This window comes from Pseudomonas sp. 86_A (assembly GCF_017491705.1).
Lineage (GTDB): Bacteria > Pseudomonadota > Gammaproteobacteria > Pseudomonadales > Pseudomonadaceae > Aquipseudomonas > Aquipseudomonas koreensis.
This window is the reverse complement of record NZ_JAFGYS010000003.1, coordinates 133,621-158,629: the sequence shown is the minus strand read 5'-3', so window position 1 is coordinate 158,629 and position 25,009 is coordinate 133,621. Positions and strand designations below refer to the sequence as shown.

Genomic DNA, 25,009 nt, shown 5'->3' with positions numbered 1-25,009 from the left:
TATGTTCAACGGTAAATCGATCTTCATCTCCGGCGGCACTGGCTCGTTCGGGCGCAAATTCATCGCCCGTCTGCTTGAGCAATACCAGCCCAAGCGCGTGGTGGTGTTCTCCCGCGATGAGCTCAAGCAGTACGAAATGCAGCAGACGTTCAACGCGCCGTGCATGCGTTACTTTCTCGGTGACGTGCGCGACGCCGACCGTCTGCGTCAGGCCATGCGCGGCATCGACTACGTGGTGCATGCGGCGGCGCTCAAGCAAGTGCCGGCGGCGGAGTACAACCCGACCGAATGCATTCGCACCAACGTCAATGGCGCGGAAAACATCATCGCCGCCGCCATCGACAATGGCGTGAAGAAAGTCGTTGCGCTGTCCACCGACAAGGCGGCGAGCCCGATCAACTTGTACGGCGCAACCAAGTTGCTGTCGGACAAACTGTTCGTTGCCGCCAACAACATTGCCGGCGAGCAGCAGACGCGTTTTGCCGTGGTGCGCTACGGCAACGTGGCGGGCTCGCGGGGTTCGGTGGTGCCGTTCTTCAGCAAGCTGATTGCCGATGGCGCGACAGAGCTGCCGATCACCGACGAGCGCATGACACGCTTCTGGATCACCCTCGATCATGGTGTGCAGTTTGTCCTCGACAGTTTCGCGCGGATGCATGGCGGCGAAGTGTTCGTGCCGAAGATCCCGTCGATTCGCATCGTCGATCTGGCGCGGGGCATGGCCGAGCAACTGCCGCACAAGAACGTCGGTATTCGTCCCGGTGAAAAACTGCATGAACTGATGGTGCCGCTGGACGATGCGCGGATGACCCTGGAGTTTGAGGACCACTACACCATCCAGCCGTCGATCCGTTTCACCAGCGTCGATGTCGATTTCTCCATCGACAAACTCGGCGAACGGGGCCGGCCGGTGAGTGAAGATTTCGAATACCGCTCCGACACCAATCCGCATTACCTCTCGGTCGGGCAGATCGCCGAGCTGCACGCGAAGTTGTCGGCATGATTCCCTACGGTCGGCAGAGCGTTGATCAGGCGGACATCGATGCAGTGGTCGAGGTGCTGCAATCGGACTGGCTGACCCAGGGCCCGAGCATCGAGCGCTTCGAGCAGGCGATGGCCGAACGATGCCAGGCCGACTTCGCCGTTGCGGTGTGCAACGCCACGGCGGCGCTGCACATTGCCTGCCTCGCGGCCGGCCTTGGCCCGGGCGATCGCTTGTGGACCACGCCGAACACTTTTCTGGCCTCGGCCAACTGCGGGCGCTATTGCGGCGCCGATGTGGATTTCGTCGACATCGATCCTCTGACCTGGAACCTCGATGCCTTCGCCCTCGAAGCCAAACTCGATCAGGCCGAGCAGGACGGCACGTTGCCGAAAGTGCTGGTGGCGGTGGCGTTCTCCGGGCAGAGCTGCGACATGCGCAAGATTGCCGAACTGGCCGAGCGCTACAACGTCACCGTGATCGAAGATGCCTCGCACGCGGTGGGCGCCCGCTACGCCGGGCGTCCGGTGGGTTGCGGGGAGTTTGCGGCGATGACCGTGTTCAGTTTCCACCCGGTGAAGATCATCACCAGTGGCGAAGGCGGCATGGTCCTGACCAATCGCCCGCAACTGGCCGAGCGCCTGCAACGCCTGCGCAGCCACGGCATGACCCGTGACCCGCAACAGATGAGCGAACCCAGCCACGGCCCGTGGTATTACCAGCAGATCGAGCTGGGCTTCAATTACCGGATCACCGATTTGCAGGCGGCACTGGGCCTGTCGCAACTGACCAAACTGGATGGGTTCATCGCCCGTCGCCGCGAGCTGGCGGCGCGCTACGAGCGTTTGCTGGCGTATCTGCCGCTGACCTTGCCCAGCACTCAACCGGAGGCGGAGTCGGCGTGGCACCTGTACGTGGTGCGCTTGCAGACCGAGCGCATCGGCCTGACCCACCGTCAGGTATTCGAAGGCTTGCGCGCCGCCGGCATCGGCGTGAACCTGCACTATATTCCCGTGCACTTGCAGTCGTACTACCGCGACCTGGGTTTCGAAGAGGGCGACTTCCCCGAAGCCGAACGTTATTACGCCGAGGCGATCAGCCTGCCGCTGTATCCGTTGCTGAGCGATGAACAACAGGACTACGTGGTCGAGCAATTGCGGCGGCTGGTTCTTGAGGAGTAGGACGACGTGACGTGCGTTGCAATCATCCCGGCCCGTGGCGGCAGCAAGCGCATCCCGCGCAAGAATCTGTTGCCGTTCGACGGCGTGCCGATGATCGTTCGCTCGATCCGTACGGCGCTCGACAGCGGCCTGTTCGAACAGGTCGTGGTCAGTACCGATGACGCCGAAATTGCCGAGCTGGCGCTGGCCCACGGTGCGCAAGTGCCGTTCCTGCGTCCGGCTGATCTGGCGGATGATTTCACCGGTACCGCGGCGGTGATCGTGCATGCCTTGCAGCAGCTCCCGGCCTTCGATTACGCATGCTGCATCTATGCCACCGCGCCGTTGTTGCAGGCGCGGTATCTGCGGCAGGGATTTGAGTTGCTGGAGCAGCACCCGAACAAAGCCTTTACGTTCTCCGTGTGCAGTTTTGGTTTCCCGGTGCAGCGGGCGCTGACGCTTGATGGGCAGGGCGCGCTCAGCGCGTTGTACCCAGAATTTCGCAACACCCGTTCGCAGGATCTGCCCGAAGCCTTTCAGGATGCCGGTCAGTTCTATTGGGGTCGCAGCGAGGCCTGGTTGCGCGGTGAGGTGCTGTATTCGCCCGCCAGTCTGCCGGTGATTCTGCCGCGGCATCTGGTACAGGACATCGATACGCTTGAAGACTGGAAGCGCGCCGAATACCTTTACGCCGCATTGAAGGCCGGCGGAGAACTGTAATGAGAGTGTTGATCCGCGCTGATGCCTCGCCGACCATCGGCAGCGGCCACATTGCCCGCTGCCTGACCTTGGCGCGGGTGCTGCGCAAGCAGGGTGGTCATGTGGCGTTTGCCTGTCGCCGATTACCCGGGCATCGGCTCGATGCGCTGAGCGATGAGGGTTTCGAAACCTTCGCGTTACCAGACTTATACCCTGACGAAGACCCGCAACAGGCCATCGAATCGATGCTGCCGTGGCAGGCCGACATTGATGCGTTGGATGCCTTGCTGGCAGGTCGCGCCGCATTTGACTGGATCATCGCCGACCATTACGGTCTGGATCATCACTGGCAGACGGCCGCCCGGCGCTGGGCGCCACGGATTGCGGCGGTGGACGATCTTGCCACCCGGCAATACAGCGTTGATCTGCTGCTCAATCAGAACCTCTCCGGACTCTCTGCGAATTACGCGCCGCTGCTGCCCGAAGGCTGTCGCACCTTGCTCGGGCCGCGCTACGCCATGCTGCGCGAAGAGTTCGTCTGCCCGGCCATCGCGATCCAACCCAAGGCCCGGCGGGTGCTGGTGAATTTTGGTGGTTTCGATGCGGCGATGCAGACCCATCACGCGATGCTGGCGCTGCAGGATTTCGCTGAACTGGAAGTGGATTTCGTCGCCGGCGCAGACAACCCGGCGTGGACGCAAATGCAGGCGCTGGCCGAAACGCGGCCGCACTGGCGCCTGCACAGTTTTGTCAGCGATTTCCAGCAGCGCATGACTGAGGCTGACCTGTTTATCGGCGCTGGCGGCGGTACCAGTTGGGAGCGCGCGGCCCTGGGCCTGCCAACCCTGTGCATCGCGGTATCGAACAATCAGCAGGCCAATGGCGAAGTCATGGCCGCCGCCGGGGCGCATGTGTTCATGGGCGCCCGCGAGCAGGTCAGCGTCGAACATCTGCGCGACGCGATCGGCTTTGTCGTCGGCAATGTCTATCTGCGCCAAAGTCTGGCCGAGCGGTCACGCCAACTGGTCGATGGGCGCGGTGCATTGCGCGTGGCGGCAGCGCTGGCCGGTGCAGTGCTCAAGCTGCGCCCGGCGACCCTCGACGATGCGCACTTGCTGTTCGACGGGCGTAATGCCGAGGCTGTGCGCCGCTGGTCACTGGAAAGCGGCGCAATCGACTGGCCGCAGCACCTGAACTGGCTGAATGCGAGCCTGCGCAATCCGCAGCGTCTGTTGTTGATCGCCGAGGCCGATGAAGGCCCGGTCGGCGTCTTGCGTTATGACCTGCGCGGCTGCGAGGCTGAAGTGTCGCTGTATCTGCTTGAGGGGCGTTTCGGTCTGGGCTGGGGCCGGGCGCTGCTGGCGCGAGGTGAGGTGTTCGTCCGCGAGCATTGGCCGCAGATGACCGCCATTACCGCGCAGGTCCTGCCGGGCAATCGCCCCTCATTGAATGTATTTCGCGACGCCGGATTCACCCAGAGTGCCTGCGCGTTCACCAAGATTTTGAAGGATCACCGCGATGAGTAGTTTCAAGATTGGCGAGCGTCTGATCGGTGCTGATGCGCCGCCGTTCATCATTGCCGAAATGAGCGGCAACCATAACCAGTCGCTGGAGGTGGCGCTGCAGATTGTCGAGGCCGCCGCCAAGGCGGGCGCGCATGCCTTGAAGTTGCAGACCTACACCGCGCAAACCATGACCCTGGATCTGGCCGAGGGCGAGTTTTTCATCAAGGACCCGAACAGCCTGTGGACCGGGACTTCGCTGTACGACCTGTATGAGAAAGCCCACACCCCGTGGGAGTGGCACGCGCCGATTTTCGCCCGGGCCAAAGAGCTGGGCATGCTCGCGTTCTCGACGCCGTTCGATGACACAGCGGTGGACTTCCTCGAAAGCCTCGACGTGCCGGCGTACAAGATTGCCAGTTTCGAAAACACCGATCTGCCGTTGATCCGCCGTGTGGCCGCGACCGGCAAACCGCTGATCATCTCCACCGGCATGGCCAGCATCGCCGAACTCGACGAAACCGTGCGCGCCGCCCGCGAGGCCGGGTGCAAGGATCTGGTGCTGCTCAAATGCACCAGCACCTACCCGGCGACTCCGCTCAACAGCAATGTGCGCACGATCCCGCACCTGCGTGAACTGTTCGGTTGCGAGGTGGGGCTGTCCGATCACTCCATGGGGGTTGGTGTGTCCGTGGCCGCTGTGGCGCTCGGGGCGACGGTGGTGGAAAAGCATTTCACTCTCGACCGTTCGGCGGGTGGGGTCGACGCCAGTTTCTCGCTGGAGCCCGCCGAGCTGGCCAGCCTGGTCATCGAAACCGAACGTGCCTGGCAGGCCATGGGCCAGGTGCATTACGGCGTTACCGAAGCCGAGCGCAAGTCGCTGGTCTATCGCCGCTCGTTGTACGTCACCGCCGACATGGCCGCCGGTGAGCCCTTCACTGCCGCCAATCTGCGGGCTATTCGTCCCGGTCTCGGTTTGCCGCCCAAGCACACCGATGCCGTTCTCGGACGCCGCGCTCGCCAGGCGATCAAACGCGGCACGCCGCTGGACTGGTCGTTGGTCGAATAACCCGATCTGCACCCGATTCGGCAAAATAGCGTGACCTGCGAGTCATAACGCGCATCTTCACTGTATTGTATTGACCGGGGAGATGGCGCCTGGCCGTTGATCGGTTCCAGTGATAGCCCTTTGCGCTCCCCGTGGCTGCCCTTTGTGGCGGCCGTTTTCTGTTTGTCGGCGCCCCTCGAATCCTTGCGAGCGGTGGTTTTGGGCTGTTTTTTATTGGGAAGCCGTAATGATTGGCATAAAAAGCATTGCGAGCTACGTTCCTGTAGCCGGCGTGGACAATTACGCACAAGGTGCAAAATTCGAGAAGGATGAAGAATTCATCCTCGGTAAAATCGGTTCGGCCTTCCTGCCGCGCAAAGACGCTGAACAGGAAACCTCCGATCTGTGCGTGGAAGCGGCCAACGCGCTGTTTGCCAACAACCCTGAACTGAAACGTGAATCGATCGACGCGCTGATCGTCGTCACCCAGAACGGTGACGAAGAAGGTCTGCCGCACACCGCTGCAATCGTCCAGGACAAACTCGGTCTGCCGACCAATGTGGCGGCGTTCGATATTTCTCTGGGCTGCTCCGGTTACGTCTACGGCATCTATGCGATCAAGGGCTTCATGGAAGCCGCCGGCCTGAAGAACGGCCTGCTGATCACCGCTGACCCGTATTCGAAAATCGTCGATCCGGAAGACCGCAACACCACCATGCTGTTCGGCGATGCCGCCACCGCCACCTGGATGGGCGAAGATCCTGCCTGGGCGCTGGGCAAGGCCAAGTTCGGCACCGACGGTTCCGGCGCACCGCACCTGAAAGTCACCGATGGCGTGTTCTTCATGAACGGGCGTCAGGTGTTCAACTTCGCGCTGCTCAAAGTTCCGGCGCACTTGCACGAATTGCTCGACGACTCGGGCCTCAAGGCTGACGACATCGACGCGTTCTGCATTCACCAGGGCAGTGCGGCGATCGTCGATGCGGTGGCCCGACGTTTTGAAGGCGAGCCAGAGAAGTTCATCAAGGACATGGTCGAGACTGGCAACACGGTGTCGTCGAGCGTGCCGCTGCTGCTGGAAAAACACGTGCTCGATTCCGACTGGCAGCGCATTGCGATCAGCGGTTTCGGTGTCGGTCTGTCGTGGGGCTCGGCGATCATCTATCGTCCTTGAGCCAAGCAAAAACGGCGGATACAAAAATAGCGTTCAAGGTTACCCTTGAACGCTATTTTTTTGCCCGAACGAAACGCGAGGCGTCATGAGCGAGTTTTTCCAACCCAATGCCCAGGTCATCCAGCAACGCTGGCCAGCGTTGTTCGAGCGGCTGATGGCGGAAGACAGTTCAGCTGTTCAAGCCGAGCTGGTGCAGGGATTGGGCTCGACGCTCAGTGTCAATGGCGTGCAACTGACCAGTCGCCACGACCGGGTCCACGAAGCCCGGATCCAGGCCGCCAGCCTGGCGGAAAAACCGCAGTTGCATGTCTATGGTACTGGCCTCGGCGACTTGCCAACGGTGCTGCTGGAGCGTGCCGGGCTTGAGCAGCTGTATGTGCATATCCTCAATGGCGCGTTGTTCGCACTGGTGCTGCAACTCCTCGATCAACGGCAATGGCTGGAAGATCCACGCGTGCAGCTGTTCTACGCCGGTGATCTGTCAGACATCTGCACACCGTTTTTCGCCCTGCCGGCGGAAATGCTGCTGGCTGACGACTTCAACGCGAAGATCCGCGATCGGCTGGTCAGCGAAGTGCACCTGAGCTTTAACAATCGTGAGTTCGATCCGCACTTGCCGTTCATTCAACAGCGGCTGCAGGACTGCTTGCCGGTGTTGCTGGGCGATGACGATGTGGCGCAGTTGTTCGGAACTGCCAATGGCCGGGAGATCTATGTGATCGGCACCGGGCCGACCCTGGAAGGGCATTTCCAGCGTCTGGCGGCGGTGCGTGCGCAGGCCGAGCGTCCATTGTTGATCTGCGTCGATACCGCTTACCGGCCATTGCGCGAGCACGGAATCGTCCCGGATCTGGTGGTTACCATCGATCAACGCATCAGCTTTCGGCATTTGCCGTTCGAGGACTCCGCCGGCATCCCGCTGGTGTATCTGCCGATGAGCGATCCTGCGGTGCTGAAAGCCTGGAAGGGCAAGCGTTATGGCGGTTACTCGGCCAGCCCGGTTTACGCCGCATTGCGTGAGCAGTACCCGCGCGGACAGCTGCATGTGGGCGGCAGCGTAATTCATCCAGCGGTAGACCTGGCGGTGAAGATGGGCGCGTCGCGCATTACCCTGTTTGGCGCCGACTTCGCCTTCCCGATGAACAAGACCCATGCCGGCTGGAACGACGGCGATCTGGGGCCGGGGGTCGACCAGGCACGGCACTGGGTGCAGGACGGCCATGGTCAGCGGGTCAGCACCCAGCTGAATTTTCGCGGTTACCTGTGTGTGCTGGAGCGTTATATCGCCGCGCACCCGCAGGTGCAGTTTTTCAACAGCAGCCGGGCGGGCGCCTTGATCGCCGGGACGCAGTTCAATCAGGAGTTTGTGCAATGACGACGATTGAGCAATGCGTCGACGAGTGCCGGCAGTGCGCCGGGCTGTTTCGTCTGGGGCGTGATGTCGAGGCTGCGCTGGATATGGTCGACGTGTTCGAGGGCGCACAGCAGTTGCTGATAGCCAGGCCTGCACAGATTCAGCAGGACTGGGCCTATGTACTCACGCACATGCTCGATTGTCAGGAGCGTCAGGACTGGTTGGGGCTGGCGGACTGGATGGAGTATGAGTTGGTCGAGTTGTTGCAAAAAGCACGATCGACAAAGTGACCGACCGCACTGGCCCGCAGCTTTGCGCGCGGGTCGGTTTTATGGCGTCATTTTTTCGCAAGTGGGAGGGCGCTAAGCCTTTGTTTTCGCTGGGGTGGCAGGGTGATGGCAAAATTTTTTCAAAAAGCCCTCAAGCAACCTGCCAACCCGACGATAACTATTACGAAGGTTCTCTAGGCCATTCCAGGCGGTTGCCAGGGCCGGAAGCCGCAGTACCCAACCAACGAGGAATTCGTCATGGCTTTAACAGTAAACACCAACACCACGTCGCTGAACGTTCAAAAGAACCTGAACCGTGCTTCCGACGCTCTGTCGACTTCGATGCAGCGCCTGTCTTCCGGCCTGAAAATCAACAGCGCTAAAGACGACGCTGCTGGCCTGCAGATCTCGAACCGTATGTCCTCGCAGATCCGTGGTAACACCCAAGCCATCCAGAACGCCAACGACGGTATCTCCGTTGCTCAGACCGCTGAAGGCGCTCTGCAAGCTTCGACCGACATCCTGCAGCGTATGCGTGAACTGGCTGTTAAAGCACGTAACGGCACCAACGGCACCGCTGACCAGACCGCAACCAACGCTGAATTCGCTCAGATGTCTGACGAAATCACCCGTATCTCGGCTGCTACCAACCTGAACGGCAAAAACCTGCTGGACGGTTCGGCTGGTACTGTAACCCTGCAAGTTGGCGCAAACACTGGTTCGGCTAACCACATCGACCTGGTACTGAGCTCCAAGTTCGACGCCGTCAGCCTGTCCGTTGGTAGCGGTACTGTCGTTCTGACCGGTACTACCGGTACTGGCGCTGGTTCTGCTTCGCAGAACATCGACAACGCGATCACCGCAATCGACGCCGCTATCGCTGCAATCGGTGCAACTCGTGCCAGCCTGGGTGCTTCGCAAAACCGTCTGACCAGCACCATCCAGAACTTGCAGAACATCACCGAGAACACCACTGCTGCACAAGGTCGCGTACAAGATACCGACTTCGCCGCAGAGACTGCTAACCTGACCAAGCAGCAAACCCTGCAACAGGCTTCGACCTCTGTTCTGGCTCAAGCCAACCAACTGCCATCCGCTGTACTGAAGCTGCTTCAGTAATTTCGGATTGAGTTTAGGCGGGGGAGTGCGCTGGTCGCGCTCTCTCGCTTTTTTACGTTAGAGGGTGATGAGCATGGACATGAGCGTAAAGCTTAACGTGTCTTATCCGGCTCCCAAGCCAGCGACACCTGTTGCTGACAAGCCGTCAGAGACGCCCAAAGTTGCGCAGGCAGATGCTCCGGTCGCTGACAGGAAAAGTCAGTCAACGGATGACGCCAAGTTGAAACTGGCGGTGCAGGAGATCGAGAAGTTCGTCCAATCGATCAAGCGTAACCTGGAGTTCTCGATCGATGAGCACTCTGGCAAGGTCATCGTCAAGGTGATCGCAAGCGAGACGGGTGAGGTGGTACGCCAGATCCCCTCCGCAGAAGCACTCAAGCTGGCAGACAGCCTCGCCAACGCAAGCCATGTGTTGTTCGACGCCAAAGTCTGATAGCTGGCATGAATAGTGTTTGTCTTTCTTTAATGACGCCTGGAAGGGTCAAAAGTCTGGCAACAATCTGAAGGGAGATGCACATGGCAAGTCCAATTCTACCGGGTTCCGGACTGGGTTCCGGCCTGGACATCGGCGCGATCGTGACCGCGCTGGTCAACGCCGACAAGTCGCCGAAGCAGACGCAGATCGATTCCGCGACCAAAACCAATACCCTGAAGATTTCCGGTGTCGGCACGTTGAAGAGTGCGCTGACCGCGTACCAGACGGCGATGAACAACCTGGGCAGCAAGACCAACCCGGCGTTTGCCGGCTTCTCGGCGACCTCGAGCAATACAGCGATTCTGGGCGCCACCTCCGATAACACCGCGGTTTCGGGGACTTACAACGTTGTCGTCAACCAATTGGCCACTGGCTCGAAAGTTGCCAGCGCTTCTTTCGCCGGCGGTGCTGCCAGTGCCATTCCGAGTGGTACCCTGAAAATCAGTCAGAATGGCACTGATTACAATGTCACCATCCCGGCCAATGCGACGTTGCAGAGCACTCGTGACGCGATCAACACGGCTCAGGGCACCAATGGCATTTCTGCCAACATCGTGACCGACAGCAGCGGTGCTTCGCGCCTGGTGATCAGCTCGAACAAGACTGGCGCAGGTTCCGACCTCTCTGTCAGCGGGATTGCTGGTCTGGAAATCGACGGCACTCAGTCGATGGGTACAAATCCGGCGGCAGGCGCCTCTGGCAACGTCAACGGTCTTGCACAAGATGCCAAGGTGACCATTGATGGCCTCCAGGTCTCCAGCAAGAGCAACACGGTCAGCGGTGCAATCAGCGGCTTGACCCTGAATCTGACCACTGTCAGCCCTGTCGTTAACGGTGCGGCGACGCCGACCGTTGTCAGCGTCGATACCAACACCAAGGGGCTGCAGGCCTCGGTTCAGGCGTTTGTTGATGCCTATAACACCCTGAAGACCACCATCGACACCCTGTCCAAGGCGACCCCGGATGCCGATGGCAAGCTGACGGTGCAGGCCGCTTTCACCGGTGACTCCCTGCCGCGTTCGCTGATCGCCGACATTCGTGGCCAGCTGACCGCTCCTGGTGCTGGTGCGACTGGTACTATGTCCTACCTGTCGGAGATCGGTGTGATGACCGACCGCAACACCGGCAACCTGACGTTTGATACTGCTGCGTTCACCAAAACCATGGCTCAGCCCGGGAAGGCCGGCCAGGTTCAGCAGATCTTCACCGGGACCAACGACACCAACGGTCTGCTGGCGCGCATGAACAAGGCGGTGGACCCCTATCTGAAGGCTCCTGCTGGTAGTCTCCCTACGGCTACAGGCTTGCTTGATCAGCGCATGAGCATTCTGAACAACAACACGCGTAACCTGACTTCACAGCAAACGGCGCTGGATCTGCGTGTTGCCAACCTGACCAAGACGTTGACGGCAAAATACAACGCCATGGACTTGCTGGTTGGGCAGATGAAGGCGACGGCCAGTAACATCACGTCGTTCTTCAGCTCGCTGAACGCTCAGCAGTCCGCGAAGTAACCTGCAAGAACGACAAAAACCCGGCTACGCTTTATCGGCGTGCGCCGGGTTTTTGTCTTTTGATCTAAAGTTCTGTGATTCGTTGGCGATACACTGGTTATACGAGTCATTGTGGCAATGAGGTAGAACATGAACCCAATGTTAGCCCTTCGGCAATATCAGAAAGTCGGCGCGCACGCCCAGACCTCCGAGGCGAGCCCGCACCGTCTGGTGCAAATGCTGATGGAAGGCGGGCTCGCCCGTATCGCTCAGGCCAAGGGTGCCATCGAGCGCAAGGATATTCCTGGCAAGTGCACCTCGATCAGCAAGGCCATTGGCATTGTCAGCGGCCTGCGCGAAGGTCTGGACCTGGAAAAATGTGCCGATGAGCTGGCCGATCTGGACGGGCTGTACATCTACATGATGAAGCGCCTCGCCGAGGCCAACATCAACAGCGACCCGCGCATTCTTGATGAGGTTGCCGGCTTGCTGAGCACGGTAAAAGAAGGCTGGGATGCCATCGCTCCCGAGCCTGCTCCGCAGTTTTAAAGGAGAGCACCATGAGTCTTGTATTGCAGCGAATCGCCGATACCCGTGAAGCGTTGGTCAGCGCGCTGGCCGAACGCAACTGGGAAGCCATTGGCGAGCTGGATCTGGCTTGCCGTTCCTGCATGGAAGACGTCATGGTCGAGGCCTCGCTGGATGAGGAGGCCTTGCGCAATAACCTTGAGGAGTTGCTCCATGTCTACAAGGAGCTTCTGGAGGCGGCCATGGGTGAGCGGCAGGCGATAGCCAACGAGATGTCGCAGATCACCCAAGCGCAAAAGGCGGCAAAGGTTTACCATCTGTTTGGTTAATTAACCCCCAGTTAATCCAGACATGTGCGCCATAAATTTGACTGTGCACGGTTTTTTGACTTAACTAGTGGCTGTTTTCAGATTTCAGGCGTCTACAGGCACAAGGTGTCCTGCAAGCGTCTCGCTTGCCCCATTTTTCGGGCATTGAGTTGACTAGGGAAGTTGCTATTGCATGTGGCGTGAAACCAAAATTCTGCTGATCGATGACGATAGCGTCCGCCGCCGCGACCTGGCGGTGATTTTAAATTTTCTCGGTGAAGAAAATTTACCCTGCGGCAGCCATGACTGGCAGCAGGCTGTCGGCTCTTTGTCATCAAGTCGTGAAGTCATCTGTGTACTGATCGGGACGGTCAATGCTCCGGGTGCACTTTTGGGCTTGTTAAAGACACTCTCGACGTGGGATGAGTTCCTTCCGGTTTTGCTGATGGGCGATAATTCTTCCGTCGACCTGCCGGAAGACCAGCGCCGCCGGGTGCTTTCGACCCTGGAAATGCCGCCCAGCTACAGCAAGCTGCTCGACTCCCTGCACCGTGCCCAGGTCTATCGCGAGATGTACGACCAGGCCCGCGAGCGCGGTCGTCATCGTGAACCCAACCTGTTCCGCAGCCTCGTCGGCACCAGTCGGGCGATCCAGCATGTGCGGCAGATGATGCAGCAAGTAGCCGACACCGACGCCAGCGTGCTGATCCTCGGCGAGTCTGGTACCGGCAAGGAAGTGGTCGCCCGTAACCTGCATTACCATTCCAAGCGTCGCGACGCGCCATTCGTCCCGGTCAACTGCGGGGCGATCCCGGCAGAACTGCTCGAAAGCGAACTGTTCGGCCACGAGAAGGGCGCCTTCACCGGCGCTATCACCAGCCGTGCCGGGCGTTTCGAACTGGCCAACGGCGGTACGCTGTTCCTTGACGAAATCGGCGACATGCCACTGCCGATGCAGGTCAAGCTGCTGCGCGTCCTGCAGGAGCGCACCTTCGAGCGCGTGGGCAGCAACAAGACCCAGAGCGTCGACGTGCGCATCATTGCCGCGACCCACAAGAATCTCGAAAGCATGATCGAGATCGGTACCTTCCGCGAAGACCTCTACTATCGCCTGAACGTGTTCCCGATCGAGATGGCGCCGCTGCGTGAGCGCGTCGAAGACATCCCGCTGCTGATGAACGAATTGATCTCGCGCATGGAGCACGAGAAGCGCGGCTCTATCCGCTTCAACTCGGCGGCGATCATGTCGCTGTGCCGGCACGGCTGGCCGGGCAACGTCCGCGAACTGGCGAACCTCGTGGAGCGCATGGCGATCATGCACCCGTACGGGGTGATCGGCGTGGTCGAACTGCCGAAAAAATTCCGCTACGTCGACGACGAAGACGAGCAGATGGTCGACAGCCTGCGCAGCGATCTCGAAGAGCGTGTGGCGATCAACGGGCATACCCCGGACTTCACCGCCAACGCCATGCTGCCGCCGGAAGGCCTGGACCTGAAGGACTACCTCGGTGGTCTGGAACAAGGCCTGATCCAGCAGGCACTGGACGACGCCAATGGCATCGTGGCGCGTGCCGCCGAACGCCTGCGTATCCGTCGCACCACGCTGGTGGAGAAGATGCGCAAGTACGGCATGAGCCGGCGCGAAGGCGATGAACAGGCGGATGATTGACGCCTGTTTTTCAAGCTCTTCATTTATAAGCGGTTTTTTTTAGGCACGGGTATTGCTACATCCCTCGCAACGTTCCGTTTAACTGACGGTCAGCCAAGCGAGAGAACACAATGCCCCACGCCCAGATGTCTTCTGCCTCCAATGCCGAGGGGCAATCGTCGTCCGTCGAGCAGACGAGCCGTCAGGGGCTTGAGCACGCATTTGCGCTGTTCAATCAGATGTCCAGCCAGCTGACCGATTCCTACAGCATGCTTGAAGCCCGGGTCACCGAGCTCAAGGGCGAATTGGCGGTGGTCAGCGCCCAGCGCATGCAGGAGCTGGCCGAGAAAGAACGCCTGGCCAACCGTCTGCAAAACCTCCTCGATCTGTTGCCTGGTGGTGTCATCGTAATTGACGGCCACGGTATGGTTCGCGAAGCCAATCCGGCGGCGACCGACCTGCTCGGGTTGCCGTTGGAAGGCGAGTTGTGGCGTCACGTCATCGCCCGTTGCTTCGCTCCGCGTGAAGACGACGGTCACGAAATTTCCCTGAAGAACGGTCGACGCCTGTCGATTGCGACCCGCTCGCTGGATGCCGAGCCGGGGCAGTTGGTGCTGCTCAACGACCTGACGGAAACCCGTCATCTGCAAGACCAACTGGCGCGCCATGAGCGTTTGTCGTCGCTGGGGCGCATGGTCGCTTCGCTGGCCCATCAGATTCGCACGCCGCTGTCCGCCGCGTTGCTCTACGCCAGTCATTTGACTGAGCAGGAGCTGCCGGTCGCCACCCAGCAGCGCTTTGCCGGACGTCTCAAGGAGCGTCTGCATGAGCTCGAGCATCAGGTGCGCGACATGCTGGTGTTCGCCCGGGGCGAGCTGCCATTGACCGACCGCATTACCCCCAATGCCCTGATGCAGTCGCTGCAAGCGGCGGCGCTGACCCATGTGCAGGATTTGCCAATTCGTTGGCAGTGCGACAGTCATGCCGGCGAATTGCTGTGCAATCGCGACACGCTGGTCGGGGCGATCTTGAATCTGATTGAAAACGCGATTCAGGCCAGTGACGGCAACGTGCGCCTGAAAGTGCATTGTTACACCCGCGACAACAGCCTGCGCCTGTGCGTGAGCGACAGTGGCAGCGGTATTGAGCCGAGGGTGCTCGAGCGTCTCGGCGAGCCGTTTTTCACCACCAAAGTCACCGGTACCGGCCTCGGCCTGACCGTGGTCAAGGCAGTGGCGCGGGCGCATCAGGGAGAATTGCTGCTGCGCTCGCGGGTCGGGCGCGGCACGTGCGCGCAGGTCATCCTGCCGTTGTTTTCCGCTGCACAGGGAGCTGAGTAAACGTCATGGGCATCAAGGTTTTGCTGGTCGAGGATGACCGCTCGTTGCGCGAGGCGCTGGCCGATACGCTGTTACTGGCCGGGCACGACTATCACGCCGTCGGCAGCGCCGAAGAGGCGTTGAAGGCAGTCGAGCGCGAGGCGTTCAGTCTGGTGGTCAGCGACGTCAACATGCCCGGTATGGACGGCCATCAACTGCTTGGACTGCTGCGTGCCCGGCAGCCGCAATTGCCGGTGTTGCTGATGACCGCTCATGGCGCGGTCGAGCGTGCGGTGGATGCGATGCGCCAGGGCGCGGCGGATTATCTGGTCAAGCCATTTGAACCCAAGGCGCTGCTGGACCTGGTGTCGCGGCATGCCCTGGGCAGTATCAGCATTGCTGACAGTGAAGGCCCGGTGGCGGTCGAGCCGGCCAGTGCACAGTTGCTGGAGCTGGCGGCGCGGGTCGCCCGCAGCGATTCCACGGTATTGATCTCCGGCGAGTCCGGCACCGGCAAGGAAGTGCTGGCGCGCTACATCCACCAGCATTCCCATCGTGCCAGCCAGCCATTCATCGCAATCAACTGTGCGGCGATTCCCGACAACATGCTCGAAGCCACGCTGTTCGGTCACGAGAAAGGCTCGTTCACCGGCGCCATTGCGGCGCAGGCCGGCAAGTTTGAGCAGGCCGATGGCGGCACCATTCTGCTCGATGAAATTTCCGAAATGCCCTTGGGCCTGCAGGCCAAGTTGCTGCGGGTCTTGCAGGAGCGCGAAGTCGAGCGCGTCGGCGCGCGCAAGCCCATCACCCTGGACATTCGCGTGGTCGCCACCACCAACCGTGATCTGGCGGGTGAAGTCGCGGCGGGGCGTTTCCGTGAAGACCTTTTTTACCGTCTGTCGGTTTTCCCCCTGGCCTGGCGTCCACTTCGCGAGCGTACTGCCGATATCTTGCCGCTGGCTGAGCGGTTGCTGAACAAACACGTCAATAAAATGAAGCATGCGGCGGCGAAACTTTCGCCAGAAGCCCAGGCTTGCCTGACCGGTTACCCGTGGCCGGGCAACGTGCGGGAACTGGATAATGCCATTCAACGGGCGCTGATTCTCCAACAGGGCGGGTTGATTCAGCCGCAGGATTTCTGTCTGACGGGGGCGGTGACGTTTACCGCAGCGCCCCTTGTTGCGCCGGTGCAACCGCTGGTGCGCGAGATTGAAGTCGAGGCCGAATCCGCCGGTGCGCTGGGTGATGACCTGCGGCGCCGGGAGTTTCAGATGATCATCGACACCCTGCGCACCGAGCGTGGCCGGCGCAAGGAGGCTGCGGAAAAACTCGGCATCAGCCCGCGCACCCTGCGCTACAAGCTGGCGCAAATGCGTGATGCCGGGATGGACGTCGAAGGCTATCTGTTCGCCACCTGATCGCTGACGCGAATGTTTGGACGCGCTTTTCTGAAAGGCTGCCCGATAGCTGGCACCCTTGTTGCTAACACCTGTGTACCCGCCGAGTGAGTGTCAAAAAATTGCGGGCCGCCCAAGAGAGTAGACCATGAGCCAAGGTATTGAATTTAATCGGTTGATGATGGACATGAAGGCCATGCAAATGGATGCCATGTCTGCGCCGAAATCGACTTCCGCTGTCCCTGAACTGGCGGGCAGCAGCTTTTCCGACATGCTCGGTCAGGCCATCAACAAAGTCAGCGATACCCAGCAGGCGTCGACTCAGTTGGCCAACGCATTTGAAGTCGGCAAGAGCGGCGTCGATCTGACCGACGTGATGATCGCCTCGCAGAAAGCCAGCGTGTCGTTCCAGGCTCTGACCCAGGTGCGCAACAAGCTGGTTCAGGCTTATCAAGACATCATGCAGATGCCGGTTTAAGGACGAGATTGAGTCATGGCAGAAGCAGTCGCCGATAACGTTCCGGCCAAGGCCACCCCGATAGACGGCAAACCGCCGCTGTTCGGCCTGTCCTTCCTGGAAAACCTCTCCGAGATGACCATGCTGCGTCAGGTGGGCCTGTTGGTCGGCCTGGCTGCGAGCGTGGCGATTGGCTTTGCCGTGGTGCTGTGGTCGCAGCAGCCGGATTACCGTCCGTTGTACGGCAGCCTTGCCGGCATGGACGCCAAGCAGGTCATGGACACCCTGGCCTCCGCCGACATTCCCTATACCGTCGAGCCGAACTCCGGCGCCTTGCTGGTCAAGGCTGACGATCTGTCCCGTGCGCGGATGAAACTCGCGGCCGCTGGTGTCACTCCCAGCGACGGCAACATCGGTTTCGAAATCCTCGACAAGGAACAGGGTCTGGGCACCAGCCAGTTCATGGAAGCGACGCGCTACCGTCGCGGTCTGGAAGGCGAACTGGCGCGCACCATCTCCAGCCTGAACAACGTCAAGGGCGCCCGCGTGCACCTGGCGATTCCGAAGAGTTCGGTGTTCGTGCGGGATGAACGCAAGCCAAGCGCTTCGGTACTGGTCGAGCTGTATTCCGGGCGTTCGCTGGAGCCGGGTCAGGTGGTGGCGATCATCAACCTGGTGGCGACCTCCGTTCCTGAGCTGAGCAAATCGCAGATCACCGTCGTCGATCAGAAGGGCAACCTGCTCTCCGATCAGGCGGAGAACTCCGAAATGACCATGGCCGGCAAGCAGTTCGATTACAGCCGCCGCATGGAAAGCATGCTCACCCAGCGCGTGCACAACATTCTGCAACCGGTACTGGGCAACGATCGCTACAAGGCTGAAGTCTCGGCCGACATCGATTTCAGTGCCGTCGAATCCACCGCCGAGCAGTTCAACCCGGACCAACCGGCGTTGCGCAGCGAGCAGTCGGTGAACGAACAACGCACCGCCAGCAATGGCCCGCAAGGTGTGCCGGGTGCCCTGAGCAACCAGCCGCCGGCGCCGGCTTCGGCACCGCAAACCACCGGTGGTGCGCAAGCTTCCAGCGGCATGATCCAGCCAGGTCAGCCATTGGTTGACGCCAACGGTCAGCAGATCATGGACCCGGCCACCGGCCAGCCGATGCTCGCACCGTACCCGGCGGACAAGCGTCAACAATCCACCAAGAACTTTGAGCTTGATCGCTCCATCAGCCACACCAAACAGCAGCAGGGTCGCCTGAATCGTCTGTCGGTGTCGGTGGTGGTCGACGATCAGGTCAAGGTCAATGCGGCCAACGGTGAAACCACCCGTGCGCCGTGGAGCGCCGATGAGCTGGCACGCTTCACCCGTCTGGTGCAGGACGCCGTCGGTTTCGACGCCAGCCGTGGCGACAGCGTCAGCGTGATCAACATGCCGTTCTCCGCCGAGCGCGGTGAAGTGGTCGCCGATATTCCGTTCTACTCCCAGCCATGGTTCTGGGACATCGTCAAACAAGTGCTGGGTGTGTTGTTCATCCTGGTGCTGGTGTTTGGTGTGCTGCGTCCGGTGTTGAACAACATCACCGGTGGCGGCAAAGGCAAGGAGCTGGCCGGTCTGGGCAGCGACGTGGAACTCGGTGGCATGGGCGGCCTGGACGGCGACCTGGCCAACGACCGCGTGAGCCTCGGTGGTCCGCAGAGCATTCTGTTGCCTAGCCCGAGCGAGGGTTACGACGCACAACTGAATGCAATCAAGAGCTTGGTGGCCGAGGATCCGGGTCGCGTGGCTCAGGTCGTGAAAGAGTGGATTAACGCAGATGAGTGATAACCGAGCAGCAATCGCCAAACTGAACAAGGTCGACAAAGCCGCGATTCTGCTGCTGTCCCTGGGTTCGACCGATGCCGCGCAAGTGCTGCGCCACATGGGCCCCAAAGAGGTTCAGCGTGTCGGTGTGGCCATGGCCCAGATGGGCAACGTCCATCGCGAGCAGGTCGAGCAGGTCATGAGCGAGTTCGTCGACATCGTCGGCGACCAGACCAGCCTCGGCGTCGGCTCCGACGACTACGTGCGCAAAATGCTCACCCAGGCGTTGGGTGAAGACAAGGCCAACGGCCTGATCGACCGCATCCTGCTCGGTGGCAACACCAGCGGCCTCGACAGCCTGAAGTGGATGGAGCCGCGCGCCGTTGCCGACGTGATCCGTTACGAACACCCGCAGATCCAGGCCATCGTGGTCGCGTACCTCGACCCGGATCAGGCCGGTGAAGTGCTCGGCAACTTCGACCACAAGGTGCGCCTGGACATCATCCTGCGCGTCTCCTCGTTGAACACCGTGCAGCCGGCCGCACTGAAAGAGCTGAACCAGATTCTCGAGAAGCAGTTCTCCGGCAACTCGAATGCCTCGCGCACCACCCTGGGTGGTATCAAGCGCGCGGCAGACATCATGAACTTCCTCGACAGCTCGATCGAAGGCCAGCTCATGGACTCGATCCGTGAAGTCGACGAAGACCTGTCCGGTCAGATCGAAGACCTCATGTTCGTGTTCAACAACCTGGCCGACGTCGACGACCGCGGCATCCAGGCGCTGTTGCGCGAAGTGTCCTCCGACGTGCTGGTGCTGGCCCTCAAGGGTTCGGACGAAGGCGTCAAGGAGAAGATCTTCAAGAACATGTCCAAACGTGCCGCCGAACTGTTGCGCGACGATCTCGAGGCCAAAGGCCCGGTGCGCGTCAGCGATGTGGAAACCGCACAGAAGGAAATCCTCACCATTGCCCGTCGCATGGCCGAAGCCGGCGAAATCGTGCTCGGTGGCAAGGGTGGCGAGGAAATGATCTAAGCCCATGGACAAGCATGACGAGTCAGTGACGGATCTGATCCGCGCCCGGGATGTTCGTGGTTTCGAATCCTGGGCCATGCCCAGCTTCGATCCGCCAAAACCGGAACCCGAGCCGGAGCCGGAGCCCGAACCGCCGGAAATGGAAGAAGTGCCGCTGGAGGAAGTCCAGCCACTGACTCTGGAAGAACTCGAAAGCATCCGTCAGGAGGCTTACAACGAGGGCTTCGGCATCGGCGAGAAAGAAGGTTTTCACAGCGCCACGCTCAAGGTGCGACAGGAAGCGGAAGTCGCGCTGGCGGCGAAACTGGCCAGCCTCGAGCAACTGATGACGCACCTGTTCGAGCCCATCGCCGAGCAGGACACGCAGATCGAAAAGTCGCTGGTCGACCTCGTGCAACACATCACCAAACAGGTGATCAAGCGCGAACTGGCGATTGATTCCAGCCAGATCGAACACGTCATGCGCGACGCGCTCAAGCTGTTGCCGTTGGGCGTGGACAACGTGCGTCTGTACGTCAATCCGCAGGATTTCGAGCAGGCCAAGGCCTTGCGCGAGCGTCACGAAGAATCCTGGCGCATCGTCGAGGATGAGTCGCTGATGCCCGGTGGTTGCCGGGTTGAAACCGCGCACAGCCGGATCGACGCCAGCATTGAAACCCGTATCACCCAGGTCATGGGCAAGCTGTTCGACCAGTTGCACGAACAGGCGTTGCACCCGGCCGCGCCGGATCTGAGCCTGGACCTGCCGGAAGAACCCAAGTCGGCCGCTACCCCTGACGAACCGCTCGCGGACGCCGCCGATGCGCCTTGAACGCACCAGCTTCGCCAAGCGCCTCAGCACCTATGCCGAAGCTATTGAAATCGCCGGTGCGCCGATTCTCGAAGGCCGCCTGCTGCGCATGGTTGGCCTGACCCTCGAAGCCGAAGGCCTGCGCGCCGCCATGGGCACGCGCTGCCTGGTGATCAACGATGACAGCTACCACCCGTCCCAGGTGGAAGCGGAAGTCATGGGGTTTTCCGGCAGCAAAGTATTCCTGATGCCGGTCGGCAGCGTCGCCGGCATTGCCCCGGGGGCCCGCGTGGTGCCGCTGGCGGAAACCGGTCGCCTGCCAATGGGCATGAGCATGCTCGGCCGCGTGCTCGACGGTGCCGGACGTGCGCTGGACGGCAAGGGCGGGATGAAAGCCGAAGACTGGGTGCCGATGGACGGCCCGACGATCAACCCGCTCAACCGTGACCCGATCCACGTCCCGCTGGACGTCGGCATCCGTTGCATCAACGGTTTGCTGACGGTCGGACGCGGTCAGCGTCTGGGTCTGTTCGCCGGTACCGGTGTCGGTAAGTCGGTGCTGCTGGGCATGATGACGCGCTTCACCGAGGCCGACATCATCGTCGTCGGCCTGATCGGTGAGCGGGGTCGAGAAGTTAAAGAGTTCATCGAGCACATTCTCGGTGAAGAAGGCCTCAAGCGTTCCGTGGTCGTCGCGTCCCCTGCGGACGATGCACCACTGATGCGTCTGCGCGCGGCCATGTACTGCACGCGAATCGCCGAGTATTTCCGCGACAAGGGCAAGAACGTCCTGTTGCTGATGGATTCGTTGACCCGTTTTGCCCAGGCCCAGCGGGAAATCGCCTTGGCCATCGGCGAGCCTCCGGCAACCAAGGGCTATCCGCCTTCGGTGTTCGCCAAACTGCCGAAACTGGTGGAGCGCGCTGGTAATGCGGAGAAGGGCGGGGGTTCGATCACCGCGTTCTACACCGTGTTGTCCGAGGGCGATGACCAGCAGGACCCGATTGCCGACTCGGCGCGGGGCGTGCTCGATGGTCACATCGTGCTGTCCCGGCGTCTGGCCGAGGAAGGTCACTACCCGGCCATCGACATCGAAGCCTCGATCAGCCGGGTCATGCCGGCCGTGGTCTCGGCAGAGCATATGCAGCGTGCGCAATACTTCAAGCAACTGTGGTCGCGTTATCAGCAGAGCCGCGACCTGATCAGCGTCGGTGCCTACGTGGCCGGCGGTGATCGCGAGACGGACCTGGCGATCTCGCTGCAGCCGCAACTGACCCGCTACCAGCGTCAGGGGCTGAACGACAAGATCAACATGGGCGAAAGCCAGGCCTATCTGGAAACCCTGTTCGCGCCGGCGGCAGGCGGGTAACCGGCGATGGCCGTGAGTCGCGCCGCACGTCTGGCGCCGGTGGTGGAAATGGCCGAGAAGGCCGAGAAAACCGCCGTGCAGCGGCTGGGCTATTTCCAAGGCCAGGTCAAAGTGGCCGAAAGCAAACTCGCCGACCTCGATGCCTTTCGTCTCGATTATCAGGAACAGTGGATCGTGCGCGGCAGCGACGGGGTGTCCGGGCAATGGCTGCTGGGTTACCACGGCTTTCTGGCGCAACTGGACACCGCCATCGACCAACAGCGCCAGAGCCTGGTCTGGCACCAGAACAAGCTCGACAAGGCCCGTGAGGAATGGCAGCAGGCGTTCGCCAAGGTCGAAGGTTTGCGCAAGCTGGTGCAGCGCTATCGCGAAGAAGCGCAACGCCTTGAAGACAAGCGCGAGCAGAAACTGCTGGACGAGTTGTCGCAGCGCTTGCCGCGCCACGAGCCGTTTTAAACAAGATCAAAAGATCGCAGCCTTCGGCAGCTCCTACAGATAATCGGTGCAGGAGCTGCCGAAGGCTGCGATCTTTTGATCTGGCTTCCCGCCTTGCCCCAAACCTGTCCAAGTGCTAAACCTTGTACACGTTCGTCAATGACAAGGAAGCCAGTCAATGTCAGTCGTTACAGAAGTCTCTCAGGATGGTCAAAAACTGACGATTTTGGTCAGGGGGCGGTTCGATTTTGCCAAGCATCAGGAGTTTCGAGAGTCTTATGAAAAAGTAAGCCAGAAACCCGGATTTATCGAAGTGGATTTGAAAGAGGCCACTTATCTCGATAGCTCTGCACTTGGGATGTTGCTGCTATTGCGTGATCATGCTGGCGGAGAGAGTGCCAAGATCAAGCTGACTAACGCTAACGCCGATGTTCGTAAAATCCTTGCGATCTCCAATTTCGAACAAATATTCGACGTGGCCTGAGCGCCATGCAAGATGAGCCGCTGACGATCCTGATTGCCGAAGACAGCGCCGCTGATCGCCTGTTGCTATCCACCATCGTTCGCCGTCAAGGCCACCAGGTGCTGACGGCGGCCAATGGCGCAGAAGCGGTCGAGATCTTTCGTCGGCAACAGCCGCATCTGGTGCTGATGGACGCGATGATGCCGGTGATGGATGGCTTCGAAGCGGCGCGGCAGATCAAGGCGCTGGCGGGGGAAACCCTGGTGCCGATCATCTTCCTGACCTCGCTGACCGAAAGCGAAGCGCTGGCCCGTTGCCTGGACGCCGGGGGTGACGACTTTCTGGCGAAGCCTTACAACCCAGTGATTCTCGCCGCCAAAATCAAGGCAATGGATCGCTTGCGCCGGTTGCAGGCCACGGTGCTGCAACAGCGCGACCAGATCGCCAGGCATCACGATTATCTGCTCAACGAACAGCGTGTTGCCAAAGCAGTGTTCGACAAGGTTGCGCACTCGGGATGCCTGAGCGCGCCGAACATTCGCTACTTGCAATCGCCCTACGCGTTATTCAACGGCGATCTGCTGCTGGCGGCGTACACCCCGGCGGGCGACATGCATGTGCTGCTGGGCGATTTCACCGGTCACGGCTTGCCGGCCGCAGTGGGGGCGATGCCACTGGCCGAAGTGTTTTACGGCATGACCGCCAAGGGCTACGGCCTGGCCGAGACCCTGCGCGAAATGAACGCCAAGCTCAAGCGCATCCTGCCAGTGGACATGTTCTGCTGCGCGACCATGCTCTGCCTGAGTTTCCAGCGGCGCTCGGTGGAGGTGTGGAACGGCGGCATGCCTGACGGTTATCTGCACCGGATTGCCAGCGGCGAGCGCGTGCCGCTGGCGGCCCGGCATTTGCCGTTGGGAGTGCTGAGCGTGCAGGCGTTCGATGACCGTACGCAAGTGCATCCGATGCTCGTCGGTGATCGGGTGTTTCTGTTGTCCGACGGTGTGATCGACACCAGCAATGCCAATGATCAACTGTTCGGCGTCGAGCGTTTGCAGCAGGTGTTCGCCGCCAATCGCGAGCCGGATCGCTTGTTCGAGGATATCGAGCAGGCGCTGCAGGACTTTCGTGGCGAGGCGCGCGACGATGTCAGCATGGTCGAGGTCAGCCTGCTGGAACCTGCGCAGGTCAAGCCGTCGACGCCGGTGTATTCCGACAGCGGTCAGTCATGCCCGCTCGACTGGTCGGTGAGCTTCGAATTTCGCGGCGCCACGCTCAGGCGTTTCAATCCCTTGCCGTTCCTGTTGCAGTTGCTGCTTGAGGTGCATGGGCTGCGCGGGCAGAGTGGTGCTTTGTACAGCGTGCTGGCCGAGTTGTATTCCAATGCGCTGGAGCACGGCGTGCTCGGTCTGGATTCCAGTCTCAAGCGCGATGCGGCAGGTTTCACTCGCTACTATCAACAGCGCAGCGAGCGGCTGGAGGCGCTGCAGGAGGGCTTTGTCCGCGTGCATTTGCAGGTGCAGCCACAAGGCGCGGGCGGCAGCCTGGTGATTCGTGTCGAAGACAGCGGCAAGGGTTTTGATGTGGCGCGGGTCATGGAGCGGCCGCTGGACGGCGTCCGTTTGTCGGGGCGCGGCGTCAGTCTGGTCCGGCAACTGGGTCGAAACGCCAGTTGGTCGGACGAAGGTCGCAGTGCCCGCGTGGAGTTTTCCTGGGAGGTTGAGGCATAATTCGCGCAATTCTTGATCAAGGAGTGAACAAGTGGCTGATAAAAATGTGGATCGCGACGCGCTGAACGCGTTGCGCGAAGTGATGGAGGACGGCTATCCAGAGCTTCTGGATACCTTTCTGACGGATTCCGAAAATCGCTTGGTCGAGCTGCGAGATGCAGCGGATCCCAAGGCGTTGTCGGAGGTGGCCCATAGCTTCAAAGGCAGCGCCAGCAATATGGGCGCCATTCGCCTGGCCGAGCTTTGCCGGCAACTGGAGTCGGGCGCCAAAGACAAGAGCCCGACGGAAATCGTCAAACTGGTCGCTGAGATCAGCGTTGAGTTTGCCGAAGTTCGCCCGGTTTACGAAAACGAAAAACACCACGCTCATACTCACTGATCCCGCCGTCCGGCGCTTTTCTCAAGCGCCGGACAAATCTGGCCCGACACTTGCAATAACCCACCGCAACTGTACCTA

The 25,009-nt window shown here is 60.6% G+C and carries 25 protein-coding genes; all 25 read left to right on the top strand.

Going from position 1 to position 25,009, the window contains the following annotated elements; all coding sequences use genetic code 11:
- Position 1 precedes the first annotated feature (1 nt).
- The 25 genes from pseB (at position 2) to J5M57_RS06220 (ending at position 24,931) form a co-directional block, all read left to right on the top strand.
- On the top strand, positions 2-1,003 hold the full coding sequence (pseB, locus tag J5M57_RS06340) for a UDP-N-acetylglucosamine 4,6-dehydratase (inverting) (protein WP_169840980.1): 1,002 nt from the start codon (positions 2-4) through the stop codon (positions 1,001-1,003).
- Entirely contained in the window at positions 1,000-2,163 is a 1,164-nt protein-coding gene (gene pseC, locus J5M57_RS06335; RefSeq protein ID WP_207848221.1) for a UDP-4-amino-4,6-dideoxy-N-acetyl-beta-L-altrosamine transaminase, read from the top strand. Before pseB ends, pseC begins: the two co-directional genes overlap by 4 nt.
- 6 nt (positions 2,164-2,169) lie before the next feature.
- Positions 2,170-2,862, top strand: coding sequence for a pseudaminic acid cytidylyltransferase (pseF, locus tag J5M57_RS06330; RefSeq protein ID WP_207848220.1), 693 nt, complete (start codon positions 2,170-2,172; stop codon positions 2,860-2,862).
- Positions 2,862-4,367, top strand: a complete 1,506-nt coding sequence (gene pseG, locus J5M57_RS06325; protein WP_207848219.1) for a UDP-2,4-diacetamido-2,4,6-trideoxy-beta-L-altropyranose hydrolase — start codon at positions 2,862-2,864, stop codon at positions 4,365-4,367. Before pseF ends, pseG begins: the two co-directional genes overlap by 1 nt.
- Positions 4,360-5,412, top strand: coding sequence for a pseudaminic acid synthase (pseI, locus tag J5M57_RS06320; RefSeq protein WP_169840976.1), 1,053 nt, complete (start codon positions 4,360-4,362; stop codon positions 5,410-5,412). The genes pseG and pseI overlap by 8 nt, the downstream gene beginning before the upstream one ends.
- Positions 5,413-5,638: 226 nt before the next feature.
- On the top strand, positions 5,639-6,565 hold the full coding sequence (locus tag J5M57_RS06315; protein ID WP_169840975.1) for a ketoacyl-ACP synthase III: 927 nt from the start codon (positions 5,639-5,641) through the stop codon (positions 6,563-6,565).
- Positions 6,566-6,650: 85 nt separating this feature from the next.
- Positions 6,651-7,940 carry a 6-hydroxymethylpterin diphosphokinase MptE-like protein gene (locus tag J5M57_RS06310; RefSeq protein ID WP_207848218.1) on the top strand — a complete coding sequence of 430 codons (1,290 nt, stop codon included), beginning with the start codon at positions 6,651-6,653 and terminating at the stop codon, positions 7,938-7,940.
- Positions 7,937-8,209, top strand: coding sequence for a hypothetical protein (locus J5M57_RS06305; protein ID WP_169840973.1), 273 nt, complete (start codon positions 7,937-7,939; stop codon positions 8,207-8,209). The genes J5M57_RS06310 and J5M57_RS06305 overlap by 4 nt, the downstream gene beginning before the upstream one ends.
- A gap of 237 nt (positions 8,210-8,446) precedes the next feature.
- Positions 8,447-9,307: a flagellin domain-containing protein gene (locus tag J5M57_RS06300; protein WP_007958307.1), complete on the top strand. Its 861-nt coding sequence runs from the start codon at positions 8,447-8,449 to the stop codon at positions 9,305-9,307.
- A 73-nt stretch (positions 9,308-9,380) separates the two neighbouring features.
- Positions 9,381-9,740, top strand: a complete 360-nt coding sequence (locus J5M57_RS06295; protein ID WP_169840972.1) for a flagellar protein FlaG — start codon at positions 9,381-9,383, stop codon at positions 9,738-9,740.
- An 83-nt stretch (positions 9,741-9,823) separates the two neighbouring features.
- Entirely contained in the window at positions 9,824-11,296 is a 1,473-nt protein-coding gene (fliD, locus tag J5M57_RS06290; protein WP_169840971.1) for a flagellar filament capping protein FliD, read from the top strand.
- 129 nt (positions 11,297-11,425) lie between these two features.
- Positions 11,426-11,824, top strand: a complete 399-nt coding sequence (gene fliS / locus J5M57_RS06285; protein WP_027614233.1) for a flagellar export chaperone FliS — start codon at positions 11,426-11,428, stop codon at positions 11,822-11,824.
- Positions 11,825-11,835: 11 nt separating this feature from the next.
- Positions 11,836-12,132, top strand: coding sequence for a hypothetical protein (locus J5M57_RS06280; RefSeq protein WP_041073003.1), 297 nt, complete (start codon positions 11,836-11,838; stop codon positions 12,130-12,132).
- 172 nt (positions 12,133-12,304) lie between these two features.
- The gene (locus J5M57_RS06275; protein ID WP_003222863.1) at positions 12,305-13,780 is read left to right on the top strand and encodes a sigma-54 dependent transcriptional regulator; all 1,476 of its coding nucleotides are present in this window, start codon (positions 12,305-12,307) and stop codon (positions 13,778-13,780) included.
- A 125-nt stretch (positions 13,781-13,905) separates the two neighbouring features.
- Positions 13,906-15,099 carry an ATP-binding protein gene (locus J5M57_RS06270; protein WP_162276304.1) on the top strand — a complete coding sequence of 398 codons (1,194 nt, stop codon included), beginning with the start codon at positions 13,906-13,908 and terminating at the stop codon, positions 15,097-15,099.
- A 5-nt stretch (positions 15,100-15,104) separates the two neighbouring features.
- Positions 15,105-16,496 carry a sigma-54 dependent transcriptional regulator gene (locus tag J5M57_RS06265; protein ID WP_169840970.1) on the top strand — a complete coding sequence of 464 codons (1,392 nt, stop codon included), beginning with the start codon at positions 15,105-15,107 and terminating at the stop codon, positions 16,494-16,496.
- Positions 16,497-16,623: 127 nt separating this feature from the next.
- The gene (fliE, locus tag J5M57_RS06260) at positions 16,624-16,953 is read left to right on the top strand and encodes a flagellar hook-basal body complex protein FliE (protein WP_064586574.1); all 330 of its coding nucleotides are present in this window, start codon (positions 16,624-16,626) and stop codon (positions 16,951-16,953) included.
- Positions 16,954-16,968: 15 nt separating this feature from the next.
- On the top strand, positions 16,969-18,756 hold the full coding sequence (gene fliF, locus J5M57_RS06255; protein ID WP_064586575.1) for a flagellar basal-body MS-ring/collar protein FliF: 1,788 nt from the start codon (positions 16,969-16,971) through the stop codon (positions 18,754-18,756).
- The gene (fliG, locus tag J5M57_RS06250; RefSeq protein WP_207848217.1) at positions 18,749-19,768 is read left to right on the top strand and encodes a flagellar motor switch protein FliG; all 1,020 of its coding nucleotides are present in this window, start codon (positions 18,749-18,751) and stop codon (positions 19,766-19,768) included. The genes fliF and fliG overlap by 8 nt, the downstream gene beginning before the upstream one ends.
- A 4-nt stretch (positions 19,769-19,772) precedes the next feature.
- Complete coding sequence (gene fliH / locus J5M57_RS06245) at positions 19,773-20,579, top strand: flagellar assembly protein FliH (protein ID WP_169840969.1); 807 nt, start codon at positions 19,773-19,775, stop codon at positions 20,577-20,579.
- Entirely contained in the window at positions 20,569-21,927 is a 1,359-nt protein-coding gene (gene fliI, locus J5M57_RS06240) for a flagellar protein export ATPase FliI (RefSeq protein WP_207848216.1), read from the top strand. Before fliH ends, fliI begins: the two co-directional genes overlap by 11 nt.
- Before the next feature lie 6 nt (positions 21,928-21,933).
- Positions 21,934-22,383 carry a flagellar export protein FliJ gene (gene fliJ, locus J5M57_RS06235; RefSeq protein WP_064586578.1) on the top strand — a complete coding sequence of 150 codons (450 nt, stop codon included), beginning with the start codon at positions 21,934-21,936 and terminating at the stop codon, positions 22,381-22,383.
- Positions 22,384-22,540: 157 nt separating this feature from the next.
- A complete protein-coding gene (locus J5M57_RS06230; protein ID WP_207848215.1) occupies positions 22,541-22,846 on the top strand; it encodes an STAS domain-containing protein in 306 nt (101 codons plus the stop codon).
- 5 nt (positions 22,847-22,851) lie between these two features.
- Positions 22,852-24,552, top strand: coding sequence for a fused response regulator/phosphatase (locus J5M57_RS06225; protein ID WP_169840965.1), 1,701 nt, complete (start codon positions 22,852-22,854; stop codon positions 24,550-24,552).
- A gap of 31 nt (positions 24,553-24,583) precedes the next feature.
- The gene (locus J5M57_RS06220) at positions 24,584-24,931 is read left to right on the top strand and encodes an Hpt domain-containing protein (protein WP_207848214.1); all 348 of its coding nucleotides are present in this window, start codon (positions 24,584-24,586) and stop codon (positions 24,929-24,931) included.
- The last annotated feature ends 78 nt before the right edge of the window (positions 24,932-25,009 follow it).

Bases quoted from the DNA above. Each gene is read 5' to 3' on its own strand.
- J5M57_RS06230 (WP_207848215.1), top strand. From the start codon at position 22,541: ATGTCAGTCGTTACAGAAGTCTCTCAGGATGGTCAAAAACTGACGATT.
- J5M57_RS06280 (WP_041073003.1), top strand. From the start codon at position 11,836: ATGAGTCTTGTATTGCAGCGAATCGCCGATACCCGTGAAGCGTTGGTC.
- fliI (WP_207848216.1), top strand. From the start codon at position 20,569: ATGCGCCTTGAACGCACCAGCTTCGCCAAGCGCCTCAGCACCTATGCC.
- fliG (WP_207848217.1), top strand. From the start codon at position 18,749: ATGAGTGATAACCGAGCAGCAATCGCCAAACTGAACAAGGTCGACAAA.
- J5M57_RS06315 (WP_169840975.1), top strand. From the start codon at position 5,639: ATGATTGGCATAAAAAGCATTGCGAGCTACGTTCCTGTAGCCGGCGTG.
- J5M57_RS06295 (WP_169840972.1), top strand. From the start codon at position 9,381: ATGGACATGAGCGTAAAGCTTAACGTGTCTTATCCGGCTCCCAAGCCA.
- J5M57_RS06305 (WP_169840973.1), top strand. From the start codon at position 7,937: ATGACGACGATTGAGCAATGCGTCGACGAGTGCCGGCAGTGCGCCGGG.
- fliH (WP_169840969.1), top strand. From the start codon at position 19,773: ATGGACAAGCATGACGAGTCAGTGACGGATCTGATCCGCGCCCGGGAT.
- J5M57_RS06270 (WP_162276304.1), top strand. From the start codon at position 13,906: ATGTCTTCTGCCTCCAATGCCGAGGGGCAATCGTCGTCCGTCGAGCAG.
- fliS (WP_027614233.1), top strand. From the start codon at position 11,426: ATGAACCCAATGTTAGCCCTTCGGCAATATCAGAAAGTCGGCGCGCAC.
- fliE (WP_064586574.1), top strand. From the start codon at position 16,624: ATGAGCCAAGGTATTGAATTTAATCGGTTGATGATGGACATGAAGGCC.
- J5M57_RS06225 (WP_169840965.1), top strand. From the start codon at position 22,852: ATGCAAGATGAGCCGCTGACGATCCTGATTGCCGAAGACAGCGCCGCT.
- pseC (WP_207848221.1), top strand. From the start codon at position 1,000: ATGATTCCCTACGGTCGGCAGAGCGTTGATCAGGCGGACATCGATGCA.
- fliF (WP_064586575.1), top strand. From the start codon at position 16,969: ATGGCAGAAGCAGTCGCCGATAACGTTCCGGCCAAGGCCACCCCGATA.
- J5M57_RS06265 (WP_169840970.1), top strand. From the start codon at position 15,105: ATGGGCATCAAGGTTTTGCTGGTCGAGGATGACCGCTCGTTGCGCGAG.
- J5M57_RS06300 (WP_007958307.1), top strand. From the start codon at position 8,447: ATGGCTTTAACAGTAAACACCAACACCACGTCGCTGAACGTTCAAAAG.
- J5M57_RS06275 (WP_003222863.1), top strand. From the start codon at position 12,305: ATGTGGCGTGAAACCAAAATTCTGCTGATCGATGACGATAGCGTCCGC.
- pseG (WP_207848219.1), top strand. From the start codon at position 2,862: ATGAGAGTGTTGATCCGCGCTGATGCCTCGCCGACCATCGGCAGCGGC.
- pseI (WP_169840976.1), top strand. From the start codon at position 4,360: ATGAGTAGTTTCAAGATTGGCGAGCGTCTGATCGGTGCTGATGCGCCG.
- fliD (WP_169840971.1), top strand. From the start codon at position 9,824: ATGGCAAGTCCAATTCTACCGGGTTCCGGACTGGGTTCCGGCCTGGAC.
- pseB (WP_169840980.1), top strand. From the start codon at position 2: ATGTTCAACGGTAAATCGATCTTCATCTCCGGCGGCACTGGCTCGTTC.
- fliJ (WP_064586578.1), top strand. From the start codon at position 21,934: ATGGCCGTGAGTCGCGCCGCACGTCTGGCGCCGGTGGTGGAAATGGCC.
- J5M57_RS06310 (WP_207848218.1), top strand. From the start codon at position 6,651: ATGAGCGAGTTTTTCCAACCCAATGCCCAGGTCATCCAGCAACGCTGG.